Origin of the sequence: Rhodovibrio sodomensis (assembly GCF_016583645.1) — a bacterium.
Classification (GTDB): Bacteria; Pseudomonadota; Alphaproteobacteria; order Kiloniellales; family Rhodovibrionaceae; genus Rhodovibrio; species Rhodovibrio sodomensis.
Genome location: NZ_NRRL01000056.1, coordinates 1 through 22190 on the forward strand (window position 1 = coordinate 1; position 22190 = coordinate 22190).

At 70.6% G+C, this 22190-nt stretch carries 13 protein-coding genes; 5 read left to right on the top strand and 8 right to left on the bottom strand.

Annotated features, from left to right (window positions below):
- Window positions 1–435 precede the first annotated feature (435 nt).
- Together ftsH and CKO28_RS28895 are read right to left on the bottom strand one after the other, a co-directional pair.
- Entirely contained in the window at window positions 436–2373 is a 1938-nt protein-coding gene (gene ftsH, locus CKO28_RS16940; protein WP_200341992.1) for an ATP-dependent zinc metalloprotease FtsH, read from the bottom strand.
- Between the two features lie 461 nt (window positions 2374–2834).
- Window positions 2835–2960, bottom strand: coding sequence for a hypothetical protein (locus CKO28_RS28895; RefSeq protein ID WP_274610991.1), 126 nt, complete (start codon window positions 2958–2960; stop codon window positions 2835–2837).
- 94 nt (window positions 2961–3054) lie between these two features.
- On the opposite strand from CKO28_RS28895, the gene CKO28_RS16945 reads away from it, so the two are divergent.
- Window positions 3055–3870 (top strand): SDR family NAD(P)-dependent oxidoreductase, encoded by an 816-nt coding sequence (locus tag CKO28_RS16945; protein ID WP_200341993.1) that lies wholly within the window; start codon window positions 3055–3057, stop codon window positions 3868–3870.
- A gap of 811 nt (window positions 3871–4681) precedes the next feature.
- Entirely contained in the window at window positions 4682–5416 is a 735-nt protein-coding gene (locus tag CKO28_RS16950; RefSeq protein ID WP_200341994.1) for a DNA/RNA non-specific endonuclease, read from the top strand.
- A gap of 3 nt (window positions 5417–5419) precedes the next feature.
- On the opposite strand, the gene CKO28_RS16955 is transcribed toward CKO28_RS16950, so the two are convergent.
- Complete coding sequence (locus CKO28_RS16955; RefSeq protein ID WP_200341995.1) at window positions 5420–6508, bottom strand: AbrB family transcriptional regulator; 1089 nt, start codon at window positions 6506–6508, stop codon at window positions 5420–5422.
- A gap of 7 nt (window positions 6509–6515) precedes the next feature.
- Window positions 6516–7691 carry an acetylornithine deacetylase gene (gene argE, locus CKO28_RS16960; RefSeq protein ID WP_200341996.1) on the bottom strand — a complete coding sequence of 392 codons (1176 nt, stop codon included), beginning with the start codon at window positions 7689–7691 and terminating at the stop codon, window positions 6516–6518.
- Window positions 7692–7998: 307 nt separating this feature from the next.
- Between argE and CKO28_RS28490 the strand changes: the two genes are divergently transcribed.
- From CKO28_RS28490 to CKO28_RS16975, 3 genes are all read left to right on the top strand, one after another.
- Window positions 7999–8778 carry a glycoside hydrolase family 19 protein gene (locus tag CKO28_RS28490; RefSeq protein WP_242480618.1) on the top strand — a complete coding sequence of 260 codons (780 nt, stop codon included), beginning with the start codon at window positions 7999–8001 and terminating at the stop codon, window positions 8776–8778.
- 161 nt (window positions 8779–8939) lie between these two features.
- Entirely contained in the window at window positions 8940–10211 is a 1272-nt protein-coding gene (locus CKO28_RS16970) for a metallophosphoesterase family protein (RefSeq protein WP_200341997.1), read from the top strand.
- Window positions 10208–13099, top strand: a complete 2892-nt coding sequence (locus tag CKO28_RS16975) for an AAA family ATPase (protein WP_200341998.1) — start codon at window positions 10208–10210, stop codon at window positions 13097–13099. Before CKO28_RS16970 ends, CKO28_RS16975 begins: the two co-directional genes overlap by 4 nt.
- Window positions 13100–13407: 308 nt before the next feature.
- Here the strand turns inward: CKO28_RS16975 and CKO28_RS16980 are convergent, their stop codons facing one another.
- From CKO28_RS16980 to CKO28_RS16995, 4 genes are all read right to left on the bottom strand, one after another.
- Window positions 13408–15438 (bottom strand): HAMP domain-containing methyl-accepting chemotaxis protein, encoded by a 2031-nt coding sequence (locus CKO28_RS16980; protein ID WP_200341999.1) that lies wholly within the window; start codon window positions 15436–15438, stop codon window positions 13408–13410.
- A 544-nt stretch (window positions 15439–15982) separates the two neighbouring features.
- Window positions 15983–16249, bottom strand: coding sequence for a YrhK family protein (locus CKO28_RS16985; protein ID WP_200342000.1), 267 nt, complete (start codon window positions 16247–16249; stop codon window positions 15983–15985).
- Between the two features lie 209 nt (window positions 16250–16458).
- On the bottom strand, window positions 16459–20013 hold the full coding sequence (locus CKO28_RS16990) for an indolepyruvate ferredoxin oxidoreductase family protein (RefSeq protein ID WP_200342001.1): 3555 nt from the start codon (window positions 20011–20013) through the stop codon (window positions 16459–16461).
- 248 nt (window positions 20014–20261) lie between these two features.
- A complete protein-coding gene (locus CKO28_RS16995; protein ID WP_200342002.1) occupies window positions 20262–22136 on the bottom strand; it encodes an AMP-dependent synthetase/ligase in 1875 nt (624 codons plus the stop codon).
- Window positions 22137–22190 lie beyond the last annotated feature (54 nt).

The window sequence follows — 22190 nt, forward strand, 5'->3', positions numbered from 1 at the left end:
CGTCGTCGACACCGGCCGCCTATACGGCTTGAGCCCGCTCGCCGCCATTCGGCGCGTCCTTGCTGGCCAATCCGTTATTCTACCGGCCGCCGCCTGACCTACTCACCGGTGGGGGTGAGCAGTCACGATAGTGTTAACAGACTACTTTCAGCTTATACGGCATTTCTGGAAAAATCGAAAGTTGGGGAGGCTCAGCTCATGCAAGAGTTTTATGACAAGAGCAAGCATGGAGAATATATGAAGGAAGCCTCCAATTTTGGCGACTTAATGTTTAATACGCTAAGGACTGTCGGGAAGGATTCAACATTGTTCCGACAATGTATGGTTTGAAATATGTGTCATAGAATTTTGAGGTTTATATAAAACCATGGGAACCCGGACCGCTTTAGCGGTCCAGGTTTTTTCAACGGCGTGCCACTATCGTGAGGTTGCGTATCACGTCGGCTGCGGGGTTGGGTCCCAGCCGCCTTCGCGGCCCTCGCCCTTGGAACCGCGGCCGGCGTTGGGGACGCTGGCGGCCGGCTTGCTGGCGGGCGCGCCGCCGCTGCCGCCGTCGCCGCGGGAGATGTCCTGGCCCTGCATCACCGCCTGCGCCTCCTCCGCGGACAGCGTCTCGTACTCGAGCAGGCCGCGGGCTAGGCGGTGCAGGTCGTCGATGTGCTCGGTCAGGACCGTGCGGGCGCGCTCCTCGGCCTCGTCGATCACCCGGCGGACCTCCTCGTCGATCAGCCGGGCGGTGTGCTCGCTGACCTGGCCCTCGCGGGAGATCCCGTCGCCCAGGAACACCTCCTGGTCGCCGCCGCCGGCGTAGTTCAGCGGGCCGAGGCGATCGGACATGCCCCATTCGGTGACCATCCGCTGGGCGAGCTCGGTCGCCTGCTTGATGTCGTTGCCGGCGCCGGTGGTGATGTCCTCGGTGCCGTAGATCAACTCTTCGGCCAGGCGGCCGCCGAACATCATCGCCAGCCGGCCCTCGATCTCCATCTTCTGGTAGCCGTAGCGGTCCTTCTCCGGCAGCGCCATGGTGACACCCATCGCCTGGCCGCGCGGGATGATGGTGATCTTGTGCAGGGGATCGTTGCCCGGCACGAACAGCGAGACGATGGCGTGGCCGGCCTCGTGATAGGCGGTCAGCTCCTTGTCCGCCTCGTCCATCACCATGGAGCGCTTCTCCGCGCCCATCAGGACCTTGTCTCGGGCCTTCTCGAAGTCGTCCATCGTGACCACGCGCTTGTTGGCGCGCGCCGCGATCAGCGAGGCCTCGTTGACCAGGTTGGCGAGGTCGGCGCCGGAGAACCCGGGGGTCGCGCGGGCGACCTTGCGCACCTCGACGTCGGGCGCGCAGGGGACCTGGCGGGTGTGCACGCTTAGAATCTGCTCGCGGCCCAGCACGTCCGGGTTGGGCACGGTGATCTGCCGGTCGAACCGGCCGGGGCGCAGCAGCGCGGGGTCGAGCACGTCCGGGCGGTTGGTGGCGGCCACCATGATCACGCTCTCGTTCTTCTCGAACCCGTCCATCTCGGCCAGCAGCTGGTTCAGGGTCTGCTCGCGCTCGTCGTTGCCGCCGCCGAGGCCGGCGCCGCGCTTGCGCCCGAGCGCGTCCAGCTCGTCGATGAACACGATGCAGGGCGCGTTCTTCTTGGCCTGCTGGAACATGTCGCGCACCCGGCTGGCGCCCACGCCGACGAACATCTCGATGAAGTTGGAGCCGGAGATGGTGAAGAACGGCACGTTCGCCTCGCCCGCGATCGCGCGCGCCAGCAGCGTCTTGCCGGTGCCCGGCGGCCCGACCAGCAGCATGCCCTTGGGGATCTCGCCGCCCAGCTTCTGGAACTTGCCGGGGTCGCGCAGGTAGTCGACGATCTCCTCCAGCTCCTGCTTCGCCTCGTCGATGCCGGCGACGTCGTCGAACTTCGCCTTGCGGCTGTCCTCGGTCAGCATTTTGGCCTGGGACTTGCCGAACTGCATCGCCCCGCCGGCGCCGCCGCCGCGCGCCCGGCTCATGAAGTAGATCACGACGCCGATCAGCAGCAGCATCGGGAACCAGGACAGCAGCACCGACCAGACGGAACGGCCATCCTCGACCGGCTCGACCTTGATACGCACGCCGTTGTCGCGGAGCTTCGGCGTCGGGTTGGCGCCCTCCGGTGCGAAGGTGTTGAACTTCTGCCCGCTGGACAGTGTGCCGGTGATGTTGCCGCCCTTCATCGTGACCGAGCGCACCTTGCCGGCTTCGACCCTTTCGATGAAGCTGCTGTAGCTCAGGCTGTTGCCGACGTCGGTGCGCTCGCCGCTCTGCGCGAAGGCGAGGAACATCACCACGATCAGGCCGAGGATGATGAAGGGCAGAAACTTGCGAAGGCGTTCGTTCATGAAGCGGTCCGCCTGTTGCGTTCGGGTTGGGGCGCGGCTGCGGGCGCGCGGGCGCCGAAACCCGTAGGGTGCGGCAAGCCGGCCACGCGCTCAAGGCACCGCGGTGCTCTCGGGTCAAAAACGTCTGTAGGGCAAGTGGGGGTCCACACCGGGGCGTCAAGGACGCGGACCACCCCGCTGGACGCCCCGGCACCCCGGTTTCGCTCGGATCGACAGGACGGGCGGTGGGGGGATCTCCTGCGCCTACGACACTCCGCCACCACGCTGATGCCGGGCGCGATGCCGGTTCGCGCGCCGCTGCGCGAACGCGCCCCACCGCTTGTTGTGACGAGGCGGGCAGAAGCGGGGAAGGCATGCGGACCGGCCGCGCCGATTCCGCCCGAACCGTGTAATCCCAGCGCGCTTGAAGAGAGAGCGAGATTCAGCTGAAAGGCGGCTTCACCTTTCAGCTGAATCTGGCTCTAAAAGCGGCACTTGCCGCCGGTGAAGAAGTTCTGCGCCTTGTGGGTCGGCCGGCTGGTCTTGCGATGCCGGCGGGCGGTCTGGCGATGGGCGCGATAGCGGTTGGCGCGTTTGGAACGCTTCATTGCCGCACCTCCCGTTGAATTCTCCTGGTCCGCTTGAACCCACACCCCGAACGTGGTTGAGGGATCTGAGGCAGTGAAGGGGGAGGCAACGCAGATGGCCACCAACGCCGCGCAGGGTCGGCTCGCCGGCCGGACTGCACTCGTCACCGGCGCCGGCTCCAGCGGGTCCGGCTGGGGCATCGGCAAGGCGATCGCCGTCGCTTGCGCCCGCGAGGGCGCGCGGGTCGGGTGCCTGGACGTGCAGCTGGCGAACGCCCAGGAAACCGCCGGGATCATCGCTCGGGAGGGCGGCACGGCGATCGCCCTCGAGGCCGACGTCACCGACGGCGCCCAGGTCCAGGCCGCGGTGCAGCAGGTGCTGGCCACCTGGGAGCGGCTGGACGTGCTGGTCAACAACGTTGGCATCCTGGAACTGGGCGGTCCGGTCGAGGCGAGCGAGGAGTCCTGGGACCGGGTGATGGACGTCAACCTCAAGTCGATGTTCCTGACGTGCAAGCATGCGATCCCCGCGATGCAGGCGCAGGGCCGCGGCGCGATCGTCAACATCGCCTCGATCGCGGCCACGCATTGGACCGGGATTCCCTACATCTCCTATGCCGCCAGCAAGGCGGGCGCGGTGCAGTTCACCCGGCAGATCGCGCTGCAGCACGCCAAGGAGGGCATCCGCGCCAACGCGATCCTGCCCGGCCTGCTGGATACCCCGATGGTGCGCGAACCGCTGAAGGATCACTACGCCGACGGCGACGTCGACGCGATGATCGCCAAGCGCGACCAGATGTGCCCGACCGGCAAGATGGGCGACGCCTGGGACATCGCCCACGCCGCCACCTTCCTGGCGAGCGACCAGGCCAAGTACATCACCGGCACCGACCTCGTGGTCGACGGCGGGATCACCGCGAAGTTCGCGTGAGGCGATAAGCGGGCGCCGCGCCGGGTGCCCGACCTGGTCCCCCTCCTCCACGTGGGAGCAGGGGGTAGGGGAGGAGGGTGCCCGCGGCGTATGGCCTGCGAACCTCCTCTCCCCGGCCCTCTCCTCCCAGGTGGAGGAGAGGAGGTGAGTGGGCCGCACCGCACACGAAAAACCCCGCCGGGGCGGGGACCCGACGGGGTTCAACGCAATCAGGGTAGGCGCCGCGGCGGCCGGTCCATCGGCGGGGGCTTCCGCGCGGGGTGGCGCGGGCGCGAGGGGGCCTAAGGGACCGGCCGCCGCGGGTACCTCCGGTCGCGCCGGATCCGCTGCGACACGATCCGACGCCCGGCCTGAGGCTGCCCTGGCGGGGCGGCAACCTCATGCTCCGTAGACTACAGAACCACTTGGGATCCTGCTGTGACCGGCTGAGGGCAAAAAGCTGTCTGCCGGGCAACCGCCGCGCCTCAAATTTGTCACAGCGGGGGGGGGGCGCCAGACGGGTGCCGCACTGGCGCCGTGCTACTTTAAATAGATAAACATGCGATGTTGTTGCCTCTTTCCGTGCCGCGTGTAACAACTTCCCCGTGTAGGCGTCCGGCCGGTCGGGCGCCCGGCACCGGGGAGTCGTATGTCTATCCTGCGAATCGGTTGGCGCGCCGGACTGGCGGCCCTCGTCCTAACTCTCTGCAATGTAACCCACTCCGGTGCCGCGGGCCGGTGCCGGGACCTGCTCCCGTACGGCGCACCCCAGGCCCGCAGCGCCGAGAGTCGCGACACGCATTACGTGTGTCACGCCCGGGCGGGGGACGCGGTGGGCTTCTACGCGCTTGCCTATGCGCGCGAACACGCCGGGCCGTCGTGGGCGGCCTATCACCTTTCCCGAAGCAAGATGCTGGCGGTGGAGGCGCTCGGCCTGCCGCGCGACGACTATTTCCGCGAGGATCCGGGCGTCGAGACCGGCGGCTGCGACAGCCCCAACCACGGCGACTACACCGGTGTCGGCGCGCGCGGCCTGGCGCGCGGGCACCTGGCGCCGTCCAAGGCGATGTCGTGGGACCCGGACGCCCAGGACGCGACCTACGTCACCGCCAACGTCGTCCCCCAGCACGGCGGCTTCAACAGCGGTGCCTGGGCCAAGCTGGAGGGCAACGTGCGCGCCTGGGCGTGCACGCTCGGCACCGTCTACGTCGTCACCGGCGTGATCCACGGCCCCGGGGCCGAGCCGCCGCTGCCCTGGGACGACGGCACCGACATCGACGTGCCGACCCAGGTCTACAAGGTGACCTACACCCCGGCGCAGGGCGGACGGGCGGTCGCGTTCCTGTTCGACAATGCCGGCATGCCGGCGACCGCCGCGGCGCTGCGCGCCGGCATGCTTTCGGTCGACCGGCTTGAGGCGGCGGCCGGCCTCGATGTCATGCCCGACCTGAGCGGCTCCCAGGCGAAGCGGCTGGAATCCGCCCCGGCCGATCCGCGCGCCTGGCCGCTCGCGGCCGGGAGCACCTTCGCCTGCACCCGGGATTCCCTGGCGGCCCGGCCGGAGTAGGCATCACGGCGCCCGCCGGCTGAGACGTGCGCGGGCCAGGCGGAAGGCCAGCGGGGCGAACACCACGATCAGGAAGATCCGCACGATATGGTGGGTGGCGACCAGCGCCGCCTCCAGCCCGAGCGCCAGCGCGACCAGGCTCATCTCCGCCAGTCCGCCCGGCGAATAGGCCAGCGTCAGTTCCAAAACCGGCAGACCAGTCGCGAGGTGGCCGGCCCAGGCGGCGGCGACCGCGCTGCCCAGCAGCACCACCGTGCCGCCCGCCGCCCACAGGATGGTCCGGCCGATCAGCCCGACGGCGGTTCCCGCGAACCGGCAGCCGAGCGCGCTGCCGACCACGACCTGCGCGGCCGCGACCAGCACCTGCGGCGGCCCGGCCTCGATCACCCCGCCCAGGTGGACGGCGGCGCTCAACAGCATCGGCCCGACCACCGCCGGGGCCGGCACCCGCAGCAGCCGCGCCGCGATCCAGCCCAGCACGCCGGACGCGGTCAGGACCGCCACGTCGAAAGCGCCCAGGTCGGCGAGGTCTGGCCCGGCCGCCGGACGCGCGGCCGGGTCGTAGCCCATGAACAGCTGGAAGGCGAACGGCAGGATCAGCACCACCAGCAACAGCCGGCTGGCGTGGGTCAGCGAGATCAGGCGGGAGTCGCCGCCCATCGCCTCGCCGACGAAGATCATCACCGACAGGCCGCCCGGCATGGCGGAGAAGTAGCTGGTGATCCGGTCGTAGCCGGCGGCCTTGTGGAAGAACCAGGCGCCGAGCCCGCCGGAGACGATCGTGTAGGCCGCCAGGATCAGGATGCTGATCCCCCAGCCCGGCAGCTGGGCGGCGATTGCGGGCGTGAAGCTGCTGCCCAGCATGACGCCGAGGACGACCACGAAGCCTTCGCGCAGGCGCTGCCACAGCGCGACCGGAAGGCCGGCGACGGCCGCGAGCGTGGTTGCCAGCATCGCCCCGATCATCCAGGGCAGCGGCAGTCCGGCCAGGCTGGCGAGCCAGCCCCCGCAGGTGCCGAGCGCGAGCGCCAGCAGCGCCCGCGGCCACACCGGATGGCGCGGGGATGCCTGTTCGCTCGCCGCCGTCGTCATCGCCGGCTCAGCCGCTCAGCCGGTCCAGCAGGCCGCCCAGGAAGCGCTCGCACGCCGCCAGCTGGTCCAGGGCGACGAACTCGTCCGGTTTGTGCGCCTGGGCGATCAGCCCGGGTCCGCAGACGACCGCCGGGATGCCGGCGTCCTTGAACCGGCCGGCTTCGGTGCCGAAGGCGACCTTACCGGTGGCGTTTTTCCCCGCCAGCGCCTTGGCGAGCACGACGACGTCGTGGCCCGGATCGGTGTCCAGGGCGGGGAAGTGCGACAGCTCGGCAAAGCTGAAGCCGGTGCCCGGACGCACCGCCTGCATCGCGGGCTCGATCTCCCGGCGGGCGTAATCGATCGCTTCCTGCACCAGGACGTGCGGGTCGTCGCCCGGCAGGTTGCGCACCTCGAAGTCCAGCCGGGCGGCCGAGGGCACGATGTTGAGCGCGGTGCCGCCCTCCAGCACGCCCAGGTGCACGGTCGTATGCGCCACGTCGTAAGCTGGATCGAACGGCCCCTCGGCGATCTTGCGCTCGGCGATCTCGCCGAGCTTGGCGGCCAGCCGGGCGGCGGCCAGGGCGGCGTTCACCCCGTCCGGCGCGTAGGCGGAGTGGCAGGCGAAGCCGGTCACCTCGGCGCGCATCGACAGCTTGCCCTTGTGCGCGTTGATCACCTCCATGCCAGTCGGTTCGCCGATGATCGCGGCAGCCGGACGCACGTCGCGCTGCAGCAGCGGCGTCAGCAGCTTCTGCACGCCCAGACACCCGACCTCCTCGTCGTAGGAGAAGCAGAGGTGCACCGGCGCGCTGAGCTGGGCCCGGGCGAACGCCGGCGCGTACGCCAGCACACAGGCGAGGAAGCCCTTCATGTCCGCCGTGCCGCGGCCGTACAGCCTGCCGTCGGCTTCGCGCAGCTCGAACGGGTCGCTCGCCCAGGTCTGGTCGTCGACCGGCACGACGTCGGTGTGCCCGGAGAGCGCGATGCCGCCGCGGTCGGTCGGGCCGATGGTGGCGTAGAGGTTGGCCTTGCGCCCGGCGTCGTCGTGGGTCAACTCGCTCTCGACGCCGAGCTCGGCCAGCTGCGCGCGGACGTACTCGATCAGCGCCAGATTGGAGTTCCGGCTGACCGTATCGAAGGCGATCAGGTCGGCCAGGATGCGGCGGGTCTCGGCACTCGGCTCGGCAGGATGGGACGACACGGCACTAAACCTCCTGGACGCGGGCGGTCGCCCTGACTTCGGCACGAAAGGGCGAGCTCTGCGCGGACAAGGCCGGGATCGGTTCCCCGATCCCGCCCCGGGCGCACCGCCGCTGACGCATCTGGGCGTGTCGCCCGTCTCTAGCCGCTGCGCCGCCGGATGGCCAGGGGGCAGGGGCGCCGGCCGCGCCTCGGGGCGCGACGAAACCGAGGTATCGTGCGCAGCGGCGGCCCGTCAGGCGCGATCGTTCTTGCATTGTTCTTGCTGGGCGTGTAGGCTGGTTATCCTTGATACAACGGGGAGCGCCATGCCGATCGCCCAGCCCATCGGGCCCGCCCAGGTCAATGCGCGCGCAGACGTGCGAATCCTGCAGCGCCTGCTGAACGGCCAGCCGGCGGGGGCGGGGCTGGTGGAGGATGGGCTGTACGGGCCGGCAACCTGGAATGCCCTGACCGCGACCCGCCCGGACCGCGACGCCGACACCCCGGTGACGCCGGACGGCGCCGACCTGGAGCGCCTGATCCCCGGTCTGCCGGCGGGTGTCAGCCGGGTCCGCGTGGGCTGCGTGCTGGCGGAGGCGTCCAGCGACCGGATCGCGCGCTTTCACCCGCCCCTTGCGGCCGCGATGGCGGACGCGGGCATCGATACGCCGCTGCGCCGGGCGCACTTCCTGGCCCAGATCGCGCACGAAAGCGGCGCCTTGCGCTGGCTGGAGGAAATCGCCAGCGGTCAGGCGTACGAGGGGCGCGCCGACCTCGGCAACGACCAGCCGGGCGACGGCCCGCGCTTCAAGGGCCGCGGGCTGATCCAGCTGACCGGCCGGGCGAACTATGCCGAGTTCGGGCAGGCGATCGGCCGCGACCTGACCTCGAGCCCCGAGGCGGCCGCGCAGGTCGCCGAGGACCCCGAGCTGTGCGTGCGCGCGGCAACTTGGTTCTGGGTCGAGCGCGGGTTGAACGCACGCGCCGATGCCGACGACCTCGAGGCCGTGACCCGCCGCATCAACGGCGGCCTGAACGGGCTGGACGACCGCGCCAAGTACCTCGCCCGGGCCAAGGCCGTGTTCCCGGTTTCCGTCTCGGCGTAACCGCGCGCGACAAAAACCAGCATTGTCCCGACCGGCAGCCGTTGCCCCGGCAGCCGTTGCCCCGGCAGCCGTTTCCCCGGCGTCGGGCTTTCCGAATCGCCCGGAACTGGCGCATGCTCCGCGCCAGTTATCTCCGCCCGCGAGGCGCTTGCCGAGCCGTCATGCCCGATTTTCGCTTCGTCCACGCCGCCGATTTGCATCTGGATACGCCGTTCGACGGCTTGAGCCGGCTGGGCGGCGACCTGCCGGCGCGGCTGCGCGACGCGTCGTTGACGGCGTTCGACAAGCTGGTCGCGGAGACGCTGCGGGTGGACGCGGACGCACTGGTTCTGGCCGGCGACCTGTACGACGGCCCGGACCGGGGGCTGCGCGCCCAGCTGCGCTTGCGCGACGGGTTCGCCCGGCTGGCCGGCGCCGGCGTGCAGGTGTTCCTGGTCCACGGCAACCACGACCCGGTGCAGGAGGGCTGGTCGGCGATCGGCGCTTGGCCGGAGGGGGTGCACGTGTTCTCCGCCCAGGAGGTCGAGGCCGTCCCGGTGACCCGCGCCGGCCGGGAGGTCGCGCGGGTCTACGGGATCAGCTTCGCCCACGCCCAGACCGGGGAGAACCTAGCGGCGCGCTTTCCCAAGACCAGCGACGCGCCGTTCGCGATCGGCCTGCTGCACGCCAACGTCGGCAACAACCCCGCGCACGCCCGCTACGCGCCGTGCGAGCTCGCCGAACTCACCGGCGGCGGCATGGACTACTGGGCGCTGGGCCACATCCACGCCGCTCAGGTGCTGGCCGACGGCCCGGTGCACGCGGTCTATTCCGGTGTGTTGCAGGGCCGCAGCCCGAAGCCGAGCGAGCAGGGCGCCAAGGGCGCCTACGTGGTCGACGTCGACGACGGCCGCGTGTCCGGTCTCAGCTTCCGCCCGCTCGACGTCGTGCGGTTCGAGCAGCTGACCCTCGACGTCGCCGACATCGCGGACGCCGGCCAGCTGCAGGACGCCCTGCAGGCGGCCGCCGCCGACGCCGCGGAGGCGGCGGACGGCCGCGATCTGATCCTGCGCGTCGAACTGACCGGGCGCGGCGCGGTGCATCGCCAGCTGCGCCAGGGCGCGGGCGCGGACGACCTGCTGCAAAGCCTGCAGGAAGCCGGCCCGGGCCTGGGCGGCGCCCAGGTCTGGTGGGACCGCCTGATCGACCGCACGGCCCCGCCGCTCGACAAGGACGCGATCCGCCGGCGCGGCGACTTCTCCGCCGAACTGCTGACCCGCGCGGAAGCGCTGCTGGCCGACGCCGACCGGCTCGAAGCCTTTCTCGCCGCGCATGCCCGGCCGACCGATCGGCGGCTGCGCGACCTGGTCGCGGACAGCGACGCGGCCAGCGACCGGGCCACGCTGGCGGCCGCGCTGGACGAGGCGCTGGATCGGCTGGAGCCGGATGAATGATCATCCGCGGCTGGCAGATCGACGGCTTCGGCGCGTTCCGCGACCAGCGCTCGCCCGAGCTGACGCCCGGCCTGTCGGTGCTGCACGGCCCGAACGAGGCGGGCAAGAGCACGCTGCTGGCGTTCGTCCGGGGCGTGCTGTTCGGCTTCCCGGACAAGCGCTCCAAGGCCAAGCAGCCGCTCTACCAACCGCCGGGCGGCGGTGCCTACGGCGGCAGCGTGTTCGTCGAGCACGACGGCCGGCGCTACCAGATCCACCGGCGCGCGGGGTCGCGCAGCAACCGGGCCACGATCACCGACGCCGCAGGCCACAGCGTGCCCGAGGGCGAGTTGGCGCAGATCCTGGGTGGGGCGGACGAGACGCTGTTCCGGAACGTGTTCGGCTTTTCCCTCTGGGAACTGCAGGAGGGCGAAAGCCTGACCGACGAGGGGGTGCGCGACCGGATCTTCTCCAACGCGGTCGCCGGCGCCGGCCGCGACGCCCGCAAGGCGGCGGAAGAGCTGGAGGCGCGCGCCCGGGCGCTCTACACCCCGAACCCGCGGCAGAAGAAAAACACGGCCGCCCAGCTGCTGGACGAGATCAAGCAGCTCGACCAGGAGCTGAGCGCGGCGCGCGCGGCCGCCCGCGACTACCCGAACAAGCTGACGGCCGAGCGTGCGGCAGCGGACGAGAAAGCGCGCCTGGACCGCGACATCGCGCACTGGCGCGGGCGCGGCCGGGAGCTCGATGCCCTGCTGCGGCTATGGGAGCCGTGGTGCGAACGCGCCCGCGCGCTGGAGACGCTGGCCCGCCTGAGCGGGCGCGACCTGCCGCGGATCGATCCGGTGCCGGACGACCCGGCGCTGGACGCCCAGCAGCGCCAGGTCGACGCCCTGCGCGAAAGCCTGGGCCTGCAGCGCCAGCGCCTGCAGGACGCCGACGCGCAGGCCAATCAGCTGCAGGCCGAGGACGAGAACCTGCGGCGGACCCGCGCAACCCTGGGCGACGCCTGGACCGAACAGCGGGTCGAGGGCTTCACGCTGCCGATCCCGGAACGCGAGGAGGTGCGCGGCTGGGAGCGCGCCCTGAACGACGCCGAAACGGCCGTCACCAAGGCCGACGAGCAGCGCGCCGAGGCCGAGCGCCGGCGCCGGGAGAGCGCCGAGCGCCGCGACAAGCTGGTGCGCGAACTGGACAGCGTGCGCGAGCCGCCGCCGGCGCTTGCGACGCTGCAGCAGCGCCAGGGGGCGCTCGAGGACCTGCGCGCCAAGGTCGGCGAACTGGCCCGCCTGCGCGACCGCGACGGCTACACGCGCACGGCCGTCCAGCAAGCCGAAGACCGCCTGCGGGAGCTGCGCGCCGCGCAGCCGGGCCGCCCGGCCACGCTGGGGCTGCTGGCGGCGGCGACGCTTGCGCTCGTGCTGGCGGCCGGCTTGGCCGGGCTGGGGGAGCTGGTGGCCGCGGGCGCGCTGGCCGCGGCGGGGCTGGCGCTCGCCGGCGTGGCCGGCTTGCTGCGCCAGCGCGGCCGGCAGACGGCGCACAAGCTGGAGCGCGCGCAGGCCGACCTCGATGCCAAGAACGCCGAGGCGGCCGAGCAGGGGGAGCGCCTGCGCACGCTGGAGGCGGAGGTGCTGGCGGCGTCCGAAACGCTCGGCTTCCAAGACCTGCCGGGGGAGGGCGAACTGGCCCGCGCGGTCACCGACCTTGGCCATCAGCTGGAGCGCCGGCGCCGCCTCGACCGGCAGGTCCAGGAGGCCGAAGAGCAGCGCCAGGACGCCGAGACGCGCCAGCAAGAGGTCGACCGCCTGGCGACGGCGCTGGAGAGCGCCAGGGCCGAGCGCGCACGCCTGCAGGACGCCTGGATCGCCTGGAAGCGGGCGCGCGGGTTCGCCGACGAGCTGAGCCCGCAAGGCGTGCTCGACTTTGCCGAGCGGCTGCGCGACGCGCAGACGGCCCTGCAGCAGAAGCGCACCCTGGAGCGCAAGCTGCGCCAGCTGCGCGAGGCGGTCGAGGGTTGGGAACAGAGCGCCCGCGAGATCGTCGATGCGCGCGGCGGCGCGGCCGATGCGACCGGCGAGGCGCTGATCGAGGCGTTCAACGCCGCCGCCCAGGCGGTGCAGGCGGAGCAGCAGGCCTACCAGCAGGTCCGCGAGGTCGAGGCGGCGGTGCTGCGCGAGGCCGCCAACGACCCCGACCGGGCGGCCGAGCTGCGCCAGACGCTGGCCGGCGGCGACGCCCAGGCCTGGTCGGACGAGCGCGCCCAGCTCGACGCCTACCTGTCGGCCCAGCAGGAGGCGCGCGACCAGGCCCTGCGCCGGGAACAGGAGGCGGCCCGCGACCGCCAGGCGGTCGAGACGTCGGACCGGATCGCCGAGCTCGAGACCCAGCGCAACCAGCTGGCGGGCGAAGTCGAGCGGATCTACCGCCAGTGGCAGACGTACGAAAGCGCTCGGGTGCTGATCGAGGAGACGCTGGAGCGCTTCGAGCGGGAGCGCCAGCCGGCCGTGTTCGCCCGGGCGAGCGCGCGGCTGGCCGCCTTCAGCCACGGCCGCTACACCCAGATCCGGCAGGCCGAGGCCGGCCAGGACTTCCGGGTGATCGATGCCGACAACCGGCCGGTCCAGCCGATCGACCTATCGCGGGGCACGCGCGAGCAGCTCTACCTGGCGGTGCGCCTGGGCCTGATCGAGGAGTTCGCGCAGCGCGGCACGTCGCTGCCGCTGGTGCTGGACGAGATCCTGGTCAACTTCGACCCCGACCGGATGGCCGCGGTCGCGGGCGAGCTCGCCCGCTTCGCGGCGGACCACCAGGTGCTGCTGTTCACCTGCCACCCGGAGATCGCCGAGCGCGTCCAGGCCAACGCCCCCGGCGCCGCCAGCATCCCGATGGCGGAATTGGCCGCCGGCTAGGGCGCGGCGGTGCCGGTCCGGTGGGGTCGCCGACGCACGCGGCGACCCCACCGGGCAGCTCACCGATCGGCGCCCGGCATTGGGTGGAGCGCCGCGCGACCCCACCGTCGCTTTGCCGCTGCCAGAGAAGCAGAATCTACGATCAAAGCCGGCTTCGGCTGTCATCGATTTTGCTCTCGGACGGGCAGCTCGCGGTTAGAGCAAGATGCTGAATGGTGAAGCCACCTTTCAGCTGAATCTTGCTCTCTCCTCGAGCAGTCAGAGCAAAATTCACGATCAAGGTCGACTCGACCTTCATCGATTTTGCTCTAGGCGGCCACCTGCTCGACATAGCGGTCGATCGCGGTGCGCAGCTCGGTCGCCTGGCGGGCGACGTCGCCGGCGGTGGTGAGCACCTGTTCGGCGCCGGCCGAGGTGCTCTGGGCGCCCTCGCGCAGGCCGCCGACGTTGCCGGCCACCTGCTGCGCGCCCTCGGCCGCCTGCTGGACGCTCCGGGTGATCTCGTCGGTCGCCGCCGCCTGCTCGGTCGCGGTCGAGGCGACCACGCCGGCGATCTCGTTGACCTCCCGCACGATCTCGGCGACCTGCTGCATCGCGGGCACCGCTCGGCCCACGGAATCGCGCATCTGCTCGATCTGCTGGCCGACCTCCTCGGTCGCCTTGGTGGTCTGGGTGGCGAGGTTCTTGACCTCGTTCGCGACCACCGCGAAGCCCTTGCCGGCCTCGCCGGCGCGGGCGGCCTCGATCGTGGCGTTCAGCGCCAGCAGGTTGGTCTGCTCGGCGATGTCCTTGATCAGCTCGACCACCTTGGTGACCGCGTCGGCCCCGGCCTGCACTTCCTGCACGTTGCTCATCGCCTCGCGCGCCTGGGTATCGGCCCGGTCGGCCACCCCGGCGGTCTTCTCGATCTGCTGGGTGACGTCGGCGATCGAGGTCGACAGCTCCTCGGTGCTGGCGGCCACCGTCTGGGTGTTCGCGGAGGCCTGGTCGGACGCGCTCGCGACCGTTTCGGTCTGCTGCGAGGTCTGCTTCGCCGCCGCCGACAGCTCGCCCGCGGTGGATTCCAGCTCGGTCGACGCCGCGCCCAGCATCTCCAGCTTCTCGGCCACGTCCGAACGGAAACGCTTGGTCTCTTCGCGCACCCGCGCGGCCTCCTTGGCGTCCTCCTCCGCCGCGGCCTTCTGCTGCTCGGCCAGTTCCAGCTGCTTCTTGGCGGTGGTCTTGAACACCTCCAGCGCCTCGGCCATCTCGCCGATCTCGTCGGCCCGGCCGCGGCCCGGGATCTCGGTGTCCCGCGCGCCCTCGGCCAGGCGGGTCATCGCGTCGGTGATCCGGCGGATGCTCTGGGAGATCTTGCCGCCGATCAGCCAGGCCGCCAGCGCGCCCAGCGCCAGGCCGCCGACCGCCACGGCCAGCATCAGCGTCTGCGTGGTCTCGGTGGCGGCGTAGGTCGCCTGCTTCAGCCCCTTCTCGTCGGCGATCACGCTCGCCTGGATCGCCTCGGCGCCCTGCTCGACGCGTTGGCCGTCCGCGACGACGGCATTCTCGATCACGGCGTTGCGCTCGACGATCGCCTCGCGCGCGCCCTCGAACGCCGCCTGGTAGCGCGGCAGCATCTCGCGCACCTCGCCCAGCAGCGCCCGGCGGTCGGCGTTCTGCAGCCCGGCCGACACCGTCCGGTCGCCCAGGGTGTCCAGCCGGCCGGCGATTTCGCCAAGTTCGGCCGCGACGCGGTCGGCGTCGGCAGACTGGTTGTTGAGCAGGAACTTGGTGGCGTAGAGGCGGGCCAGCAGCAGGTGCTGGTTGGCGAGCGCGGCTTCGCTGGCGCTCGCGAAGTCGCCGCTGGCGTAGGCGCCTTCGCTGATCTCGGTCAGCCGCTGGCGGATCGCCGGCCCGACCTCGTCCAGGCCGGAGCGCACGAACGCGTTGCGCTGATCGACCAGCTCGACGATCCGGTCGAAGCCGGCATGGAAGCGTTGCATCGCCGCGTCGATCTCATCGACCTTGTCCGCGCGCTCCGGGTTCGTGATCACCTGCTGCGCCTCGGCGATCTGGTCCTCGACCGCGTGCTCCAGGTCGATCACCTCCTGCTTGGTCGCGGGATCCTCGGTGCGCAGCCAGGTGCGGACCGTCAGCATCGTCTCCACGATGTCGCCCCGCAGGTGGCTGACCAGCGCCGCGTCGGCGCTCAGATCGGCGTAGCTGTCGAAGTTGCGCTCCAGATCGCGCAACCCCCAGATGCCCTGGGCGGCGATCACCCCGGCGACCAGGATCACCAGCGCGAAGCCCGCCAGGATCTGGCCGCGCAGCTTGAAGTTGAGTTTCGGCAAGCCGGTCATCTCTTTCTTGCTCCTCGTTAAGCGTATTGCCCCGCCTGCGCGCCCGTCGTCGACAGCGGTGGGCGGCCCCTCGACCGGGCCGTAGCCCGGTTCCCATGCGGCCGCGGTCGGCATCGTGCTTGGGCGATCTTGGCGTTTGTTGGTCCTGACCGAAGGGATATTTTCGATCAATTCATGTATCCATTGGGATAGGCGTAGTCGCTTGGAAGTCGTGACGGATTTTTGCAGCCGAAATGTAAAGAAAAAGTTTCTAGGAGAGGGTAGGTTTTATCGACTTAAAACTCGGCGGGTATGCGGGTTTCTTGGCGAAACGGCTGGCAGGCAACGAATGTCCAGCCCTGTCGAACCGAGACCGGCGAAACAACATAAGTGAAGCCGGCGCGATCGGGCCGGGACTGGGTAGCCGTGGCGGGTCCTGGGGGCGCAAGGCGCGCGGGCAAGATCTGAAAGGCGGACCCCCCCCCTTTCAGCTGAACCTTCCCCCGCGTAGTAACGAGAAAGATCGAGGTGCCGGACGGCCGGTTCCGCCGTCTGCCATGCCGCGCTACACCAGCGGGCGGCTGTCCTGGCGCAGGCGTTCGTAGTGCACGATCAGCGAACAGACGCGATCGACCATCATCCCGCCTGCCCCGACGACGAACAGCCAAATGCCGGCCAGCTTCAGGCTTTCCCACAGGAACAAGACCGAGCCGACGAAGAAGCAGACATGCCCGACGATACCGAGAATACGGTGGATCCACTCGTATTCCCGCAGCAAGGCGGAGATCGCCCGGTATTTGGTGCGCCAGGCGGCCCGTTCGAGGTTGGTCATGCGTCGCTTACCGGCTCCGCGGGATCGCTCTCCGCCGACGCATGTGGTCAACCGAGAAGGCCGAGGCCAGAGCAAAATCGATGAAGGGCGAGTCGACCTTCAGCATCTTGCTCTAACTGCTTGAAGAGAGAGCAAGATTCAGCTGAAAGGTGGCTTCACCTTGCAGCATCTTGCTCTAGCCCCGACACCCGGCGGTCATGCGACCAGCCCTACTCCGCCGCCTGGCGCGTCGGCTCGGCGGGGGCGCGGAACTGCGCCAGCAGGTCGGCCTCGCGCGCCTTGGCGGCCTCGGCGTTGCGCGCCTTGATGTGGCCGAAGCCGCGGATCTGCTGGGGCAGGGCGGCGATTTCGACGGCGGTGGGGAGGCTGCGCGCGGTCAGGCCATCGCACAGCTCCGCCACGCGCGTTTCGTAGTCGTCGCGCAGCCGGCGCTCGTGCTTGCGCTCGGAGAGATACGCGAACGGGTCGAGCGCGCTGCCGCGGATCGGCTTGAACCGCTTGAGGACGCGCAGGACCGGGAATATCCAGGGGCCGAACTGGGTCTTTCTCGGCTCACCGGTCGTGGGGTCGGTCTTGGCCAGGATCGGCGGCGCCAGGTGGATCTTCACCTTCGGCGCCTTGGCGAACTGGCGGGTCAGCTGCTGCTCGAACTGGCCGTCGGTGTAGAGCCTCGCGACCTCGTACTCGTCCTTGATCGCCATCAGCTTGAAGGCGCTCTTCGCGACCGCCCAGGCGAACGCGTCGCTTTCGGGATCGACCTTGCGCTCGGCCTGCCGCGCCCGCTCGACCAACTGGCGGTAGCGCGCGGCGTAGGCTTGGTTCTGGTAGGCGCGCAGGAAGGCGACGCGCCGGTCGACCGTCTCCTCCAGGCTGTCGGAGAGCTTGTGCCAGCCCTTGGTCTCACGGTCGTCGGCGGGCTCGACCAGCGCCTCGACCGCCTTCCGGTCGTGGGCGGCGCGCCGGCCCCATTCGAACGCGCGGACGTTGCTCTCCACCGCGACGCCGTTCAGGACGACCGCCTGCAGAATCGACTGCCTGGCGAGCGGCACGGTCCCGCGCTGCCATGCGTAGCCCAGCATGAACAGGTTGGTGGCGATCGAATCGCCCATCAGGGCGGTCGCGATCCGGGTCGCCTCCAGCATCTCGGTGGCGTCCTGGCCGGCCGCCTCGCGCACCCGTTGCTGCAGGCGCCGGCCGGGGAAGCTGTAATCCGGGTTGCGGGTAAAATCGCCGGTGATCGTCTCGTGCGTGTTGACGATCGCGCGGGTCCGCCCGGCCTCGATCTTGCCCAGCGCCTCCTGGCCCGCGGCGACCACCAGGTCGCAGCCGAGCACGAGGTCGGCGCCGCCGGCCGACAGCTTGGTCGACTGGATCGCCTCCGGACGGGCGCCCAGGCGGACGTGGCTCATCACCGCGCCGCCCTTCTGCGCCAGGCCGGTCATGTCGAGCACGCTCGCGCCCTTGCCTTCGATGTGCCCGGCCATGCCCAGCAGCTGGCCGATCGTGACCACGCCGGTGCCGCCCACGCCGGTCACCAGGATGCCGTAGGGCCGGTCGCCCACGGCCGGCAGCGCGGGTTCCGGCAGGGTCGACCAGCGGTCGGTCGCGCCGTCGGCCACCCCGTCGGAGCTCTGCTTGGCGAGCTCGCCGCCCTCGATCGTGACGAACGACGGGCAGAAGCCGTTCACGCAGGAAAAGTCCTTGTTGCAGCTGGACTGGTCGATCGCGCGCTTGGTGCCGAGCTCGGTCTCCACCGGCACGACGGAGACGCAGTTCGACTTGGCCGAGCAGTCGCCGCAGCCCTCGCAGACCAGCTCGTTGATCATCACCCGCTTGTCGGGATCGGGGTAGGTGCCGCGCTTGCGCCGGCGGCGCTTCTCCGCCGCGCAGGTCTGGTCGTAGATCAGCACCGAGACGCCCGCGCTTTCGCGTAGGGACCGCTGCACCTGATCCAGCGCGTCGCGGTGGTGGACCGTGACGCCGGACGCCCAGGGCGTTCCGCTGGGATACTTCTCGGGTTCGTCGGTGACCACCTCGATCCGCTGCACGCCCTCCGCGGCCATCTGGCGGGAGATCATCGCGGGGTCGAGCGGGCCGTCGACCGCCTGGCCGCCGGTCATCGCGACCGCGTCGTTGTAGAGGATCTTGAAGGTGACGTTGACGCCGGCGCCGACGCAGGCGCGCACCGCCAGGCTGCCGGAGTGGAAGTAGGTGCCGTCGCCCAGGTTCACGAACACGTGGCTGGTGTTGGAAAACGGCGCCTGGCCGATCCAGAGCACGCCCTCGCCGCCCATCTGGGTGAAGGTCTCGGTGTTGCGGTCCATCCACTGGACCATGTAGTGGCAGCCGATCCCCGCCAGCGCGCGGCTGCCCTCGGGCAGCTTGGTCGAGCTGTTGTGCGGGCAGCCGGAACAGAAGTAGGGCAGGCGGGTCAGCGGCGGCTGCTCCTGGGCCAGCTGCTTTTCCTTGGCCTCCAGGAACGTCAGCCGGCGCTCCACGCCGGGCGGCACGCCGTGCGCTTGTAGCCGGCGGGCGAGCACGCGCGCGACCATGGCGGGGGTCAGTTCGTGCCAGCTGGGCAGCTGCCAGGCGCCCTCGGCGTTGAACTTGCCGGTGACCCGCGGGCGCTTGTCCGCCTGCCAGTTGTACAGCTGTTCCTTCAGCTGGTTCTCGATCACCGCGCGCTTTTCCTCGACCACCAGGACCTCGTCCAGCCCCTCGCAAAAGGCGCGCACGCCGACGCGCTCCAAGGGCCAGGGCATGGCGACCTTGTAGATCGCGAGGCCCAGCGCGCGGCAGGCGTCGAGATCCAGGCCCAGGTCTTCCAGCGCCTGCATCAGGTCGAGGTAGGACTTGCCGCTGGCGATCAGCCCCAGCCGGCGGTTCGGCCCGTCGACGACCGTTCGGTCGAGGGCGTTGGCGCGCGCGAAGGCGAGCGCGGCATAGACCTTGTGCCGGTGGAGCCGCTCTTCCTGTTGCAGCGGGCTGTCCGGCCAGCGGATGTTGAGCCCGCCCGGCGGCAGTTCGAAGTCCTCGGGCCGGGCGATCCGCACGCGCCCGGGATCGGTGTGCACGCTGGCGGTGGACTCGACCGTTTCGGCGATCGTCTTCAGCCCGACCCAGCAACCTGAATAGCGGCTCATCGCCCAGCCGATCAGGCCGTAATCCAGGATCTCCTGCACGCCGGCCGGGTTCAGCACCGGGATCATGGCGTCCATCAGCGCGTGCTCGCACTGATGAGCGGTGGTGGAGGACTTGGCCGTGTGGTCGTCGCCGGCCAGCGCCAGCACGCCGCCGTGGCGCGCCGTGCCGGCCATGTTGGCGTGCCGCAGGGCGTCGCCCGAGCGGTCGACGCCGGGCCCCTTGCCGTACCAGATGGCGAACACGCCGTCGCGGTCGAAGTCGTTGAAGATGTCGCCCTGCTGGCTGCCCCAGACGGCCGTGGCCGCCAGGTCCTCGTTGACGCCGGGGGTGAACTGCACGCCGGCGGCATCCAGGAACCGCTTGGCCGCCCACAGCTGGCTGTCGTAGCCGCCCAAGGGCGAGCCGCGGTAGCCGGAGATGAAGCACCCGGTCTCCAACCCCGCCGCCTTATCCAACTGCCGCTGCATCAGCGGCAGGCGCACCAGCGCCTGCGTGCCCGAAAGGAAGATCCGGCCCTGCTCGAGCCGGTACTTGTCGTCGAGGCGCACGGAGGGCGCCGGCACGCCGATGCGCGCCGCGGCGGCGGTGAGCTTGTCGGGGGCGGCGGTCTTCTCGGCCATCGCGGCGCACGCCTTCTGTAGGGGCCGGTCAGATGGGCTTGCGCGAACGGCAACGCGTCGCCGCGAACACCCACCACTCACCGTAAAATACCGCCGCCCCACCCCCGGCGACAACTCAGCGCGCGCTCACGATGTCGAGAAAGCAACGAGTTGTGCGCGAGCTCCCGGGCACACCGTGCCGAAACGTCCCGACACCACGAGCGTACGCAATATTGTTGCGCGCAAGTTCGCGCACGCCGAGATACGCCTTACCGGCCGTACAGCGCCTCCAGGCGGTCCTGGTAGGCTTCTTTCACTTTGTGGCGGCGGACCTTGAGGGTCGGGGTCAGCATGTCGTTGTCGATCGTGAAGGCGCCCGGCGCGATCGTGAAGCGGCGGACTTTTTCGGGCTGGGAGAGATCCTGGCCGGCGCGCTGGATCACCTTGTCGAGTTCGGCGCGCAGGTCGGCGTCGTCGGCCAGCTCGGCGAGCAGGCGCTCCGGGTCCCGGCCGTCCGTGCCCGCCTTGCCGTGGCGCCCCGCCCACTCGGCGAGCCATTCCGTGTCGGGCACCACGATCGCCACCAGGTGCGGGCGCTTGTCGCCGTAGACCATCGCCTGGGCGATCTCCGGCTGGCGGATCAGGAAGCCCTCGACCCGGGCCGGCGACAGCGTGTCGCCGCCGGACAGCACGACGATGTCCTTCTTGCGGTCGGTGATTTGGACGTAGCCGTCGTCGTCGATGACCGCCAGGTCGCCGGTGTAGAGCCAGCCGTCCTTGATCGTGGCCGCGGTCTGCTCGGGCAGCTGCCAGTAGCCCTGCATCACGTTCGGCCCGGCGACCAGCAGCTCGCCGTCCTCCGCGATCCGGACCTTCACATCGGGCAGCGGCGGACCGACGGTGTGCAGCTTGCACTTGTCCGGCGGGTTGCAGGCGACCACCGGCGAGGTCTCGGTCTGGCCGTAGCCCTGCAGCACCCGGATGCCGAGCGCGTTGAAGAAGATCCCGACCTCGGGATCCAGCGCCGCCCCGCCGGAGACCATGCCCTTCAGCCGGCCGCCGAAGCGCTGCGCGACCTTGCCGCGCACCAGCCGGTCCAGGACGGCGTCCTGCAGCCGTGCGCCAAGGCCGAGCGAGCCCGGGTCGTGGTAGCGCCTGCGGCCCAGCTCGAGCGTCCGATGGAACAGCTTGCGCCGGGCCGCGGGCGCCTTCTCGATGCCGCGCAGGATGCGCTGGCGGAACGATTCGTAGAGCCGCGGCACCGCCGTCATCACCGTCGGCCGCACCTCCTGCAGCTCGCCCGCCAGATGCTCGACCCCGCGCGAGTAATAGATCTGCGCGCCGATCGTGAGCGGGAAGCACTGCCCGGCGGTGTGCTCGTAGGAGTGCGACAGCGGCAGGAACGACAGGAACACCTCGTCGCCCAGCCCGAACGAGGCCAGCAGGTGGTAGGCCATCTTGCAGTTCGACAGCACGTTGCCGTGCGAAAGCACCACCCCCTTGGGCGCCCCGCCGGTGCCGCTGGTGTAGATGAAGCAGGCGGTGTCGCCGCGCTTGAGCGCCTGCGCCGCCGCGTCGGGGTCGAAGCCGTCGTCCGCGTCGGGCGCCTGCATCGCGGCCGTCCAGGGATGCACCGCCAGATCGGCCGGCTGCTGAGCCGGCAGGTCGCCCTCCATTTGGATCGCCGCGCGGCAGTGGGTGGCGCGGCTCGCCGCCGCCAGCAGGACGCGCGCCAGCTGCTCGGTCGAGACGATCACCAGGCTGGCCCCGCTGTCCTCCAGGACGTGCAGGTGGTCGGCTTCGGTGTTGGTGGTGTAGGCCGGTACGGTGATCCCGCCGGCGGTCATCACCGCCAGGTCCGCGATCACGAATTCCGGCCGGTTCTCAGCCACCAGCACGACCCGCTCGCCTGGCTTTAGGCCCAGGCGGCGCAGCCCGCGGGCGAGCGCGCGCACCCGCTGGGCGACCTCCGCCCGGCTCAGGGGCTGCCAGGCGCCGTCGCGCTTGGCCCACAGCTGCGGGGCGTCGGGCGCGCGCTCGGCGACCTCGAAAAACGCCTGCGGGATGCTGTGCCAGCGGTCGTAGTCGCCGTGCGGAAAATCCGGGCCTTCGGCCTCCCGCCGGGCCGTGGTCGCCAGCGCCATGTCGCCTCCCTCAAAGCCGGGCACGTTTATCGTGCGGTCGGGCGCCGGGATTGC

Coding starts and splice junctions, on each gene's coding strand:
- ftsH (WP_200341992.1), bottom strand. CDS start 2,373: ATGAACGAACGCCTTCGCAAGTTTCTGCCCTTCATCATCCTCGGCCTG.
- CKO28_RS28895 (WP_274610991.1), bottom strand. CDS start 2,960: ATGAAGCGTTCCAAACGCGCCAACCGCTATCGCGCCCATCGCCAGACC.
- CKO28_RS16945 (WP_200341993.1), top strand. CDS start 3,055: ATGGCCACCAACGCCGCGCAGGGTCGGCTCGCCGGCCGGACTGCACTC.
- CKO28_RS16955 (WP_200341995.1), bottom strand. CDS start 6,508: ATGACGACGGCGGCGAGCGAACAGGCATCCCCGCGCCATCCGGTGTGG.
- CKO28_RS28490 (WP_242480618.1), top strand. CDS start 7,999: ATGCCGATCGCCCAGCCCATCGGGCCCGCCCAGGTCAATGCGCGCGCA.
- CKO28_RS16970 (WP_200341997.1), top strand. CDS start 8,940: ATGCCCGATTTTCGCTTCGTCCACGCCGCCGATTTGCATCTGGATACG.
- CKO28_RS16975 (WP_200341998.1), top strand. CDS start 10,208: ATGATCATCCGCGGCTGGCAGATCGACGGCTTCGGCGCGTTCCGCGAC.
- CKO28_RS16980 (WP_200341999.1), bottom strand. CDS start 15,438: ATGACCGGCTTGCCGAAACTCAACTTCAAGCTGCGCGGCCAGATCCTG.
- CKO28_RS16985 (WP_200342000.1), bottom strand. CDS start 16,249: ATGACCAACCTCGAACGGGCCGCCTGGCGCACCAAATACCGGGCGATC.
- CKO28_RS16990 (WP_200342001.1), bottom strand. CDS start 20,013: ATGGCCGAGAAGACCGCCGCCCCCGACAAGCTCACCGCCGCCGCGGCG.
- CKO28_RS16995 (WP_200342002.1), bottom strand. CDS start 22,136: ATGGCGCTGGCGACCACGGCCCGGCGGGAGGCCGAAGGCCCGGATTTT.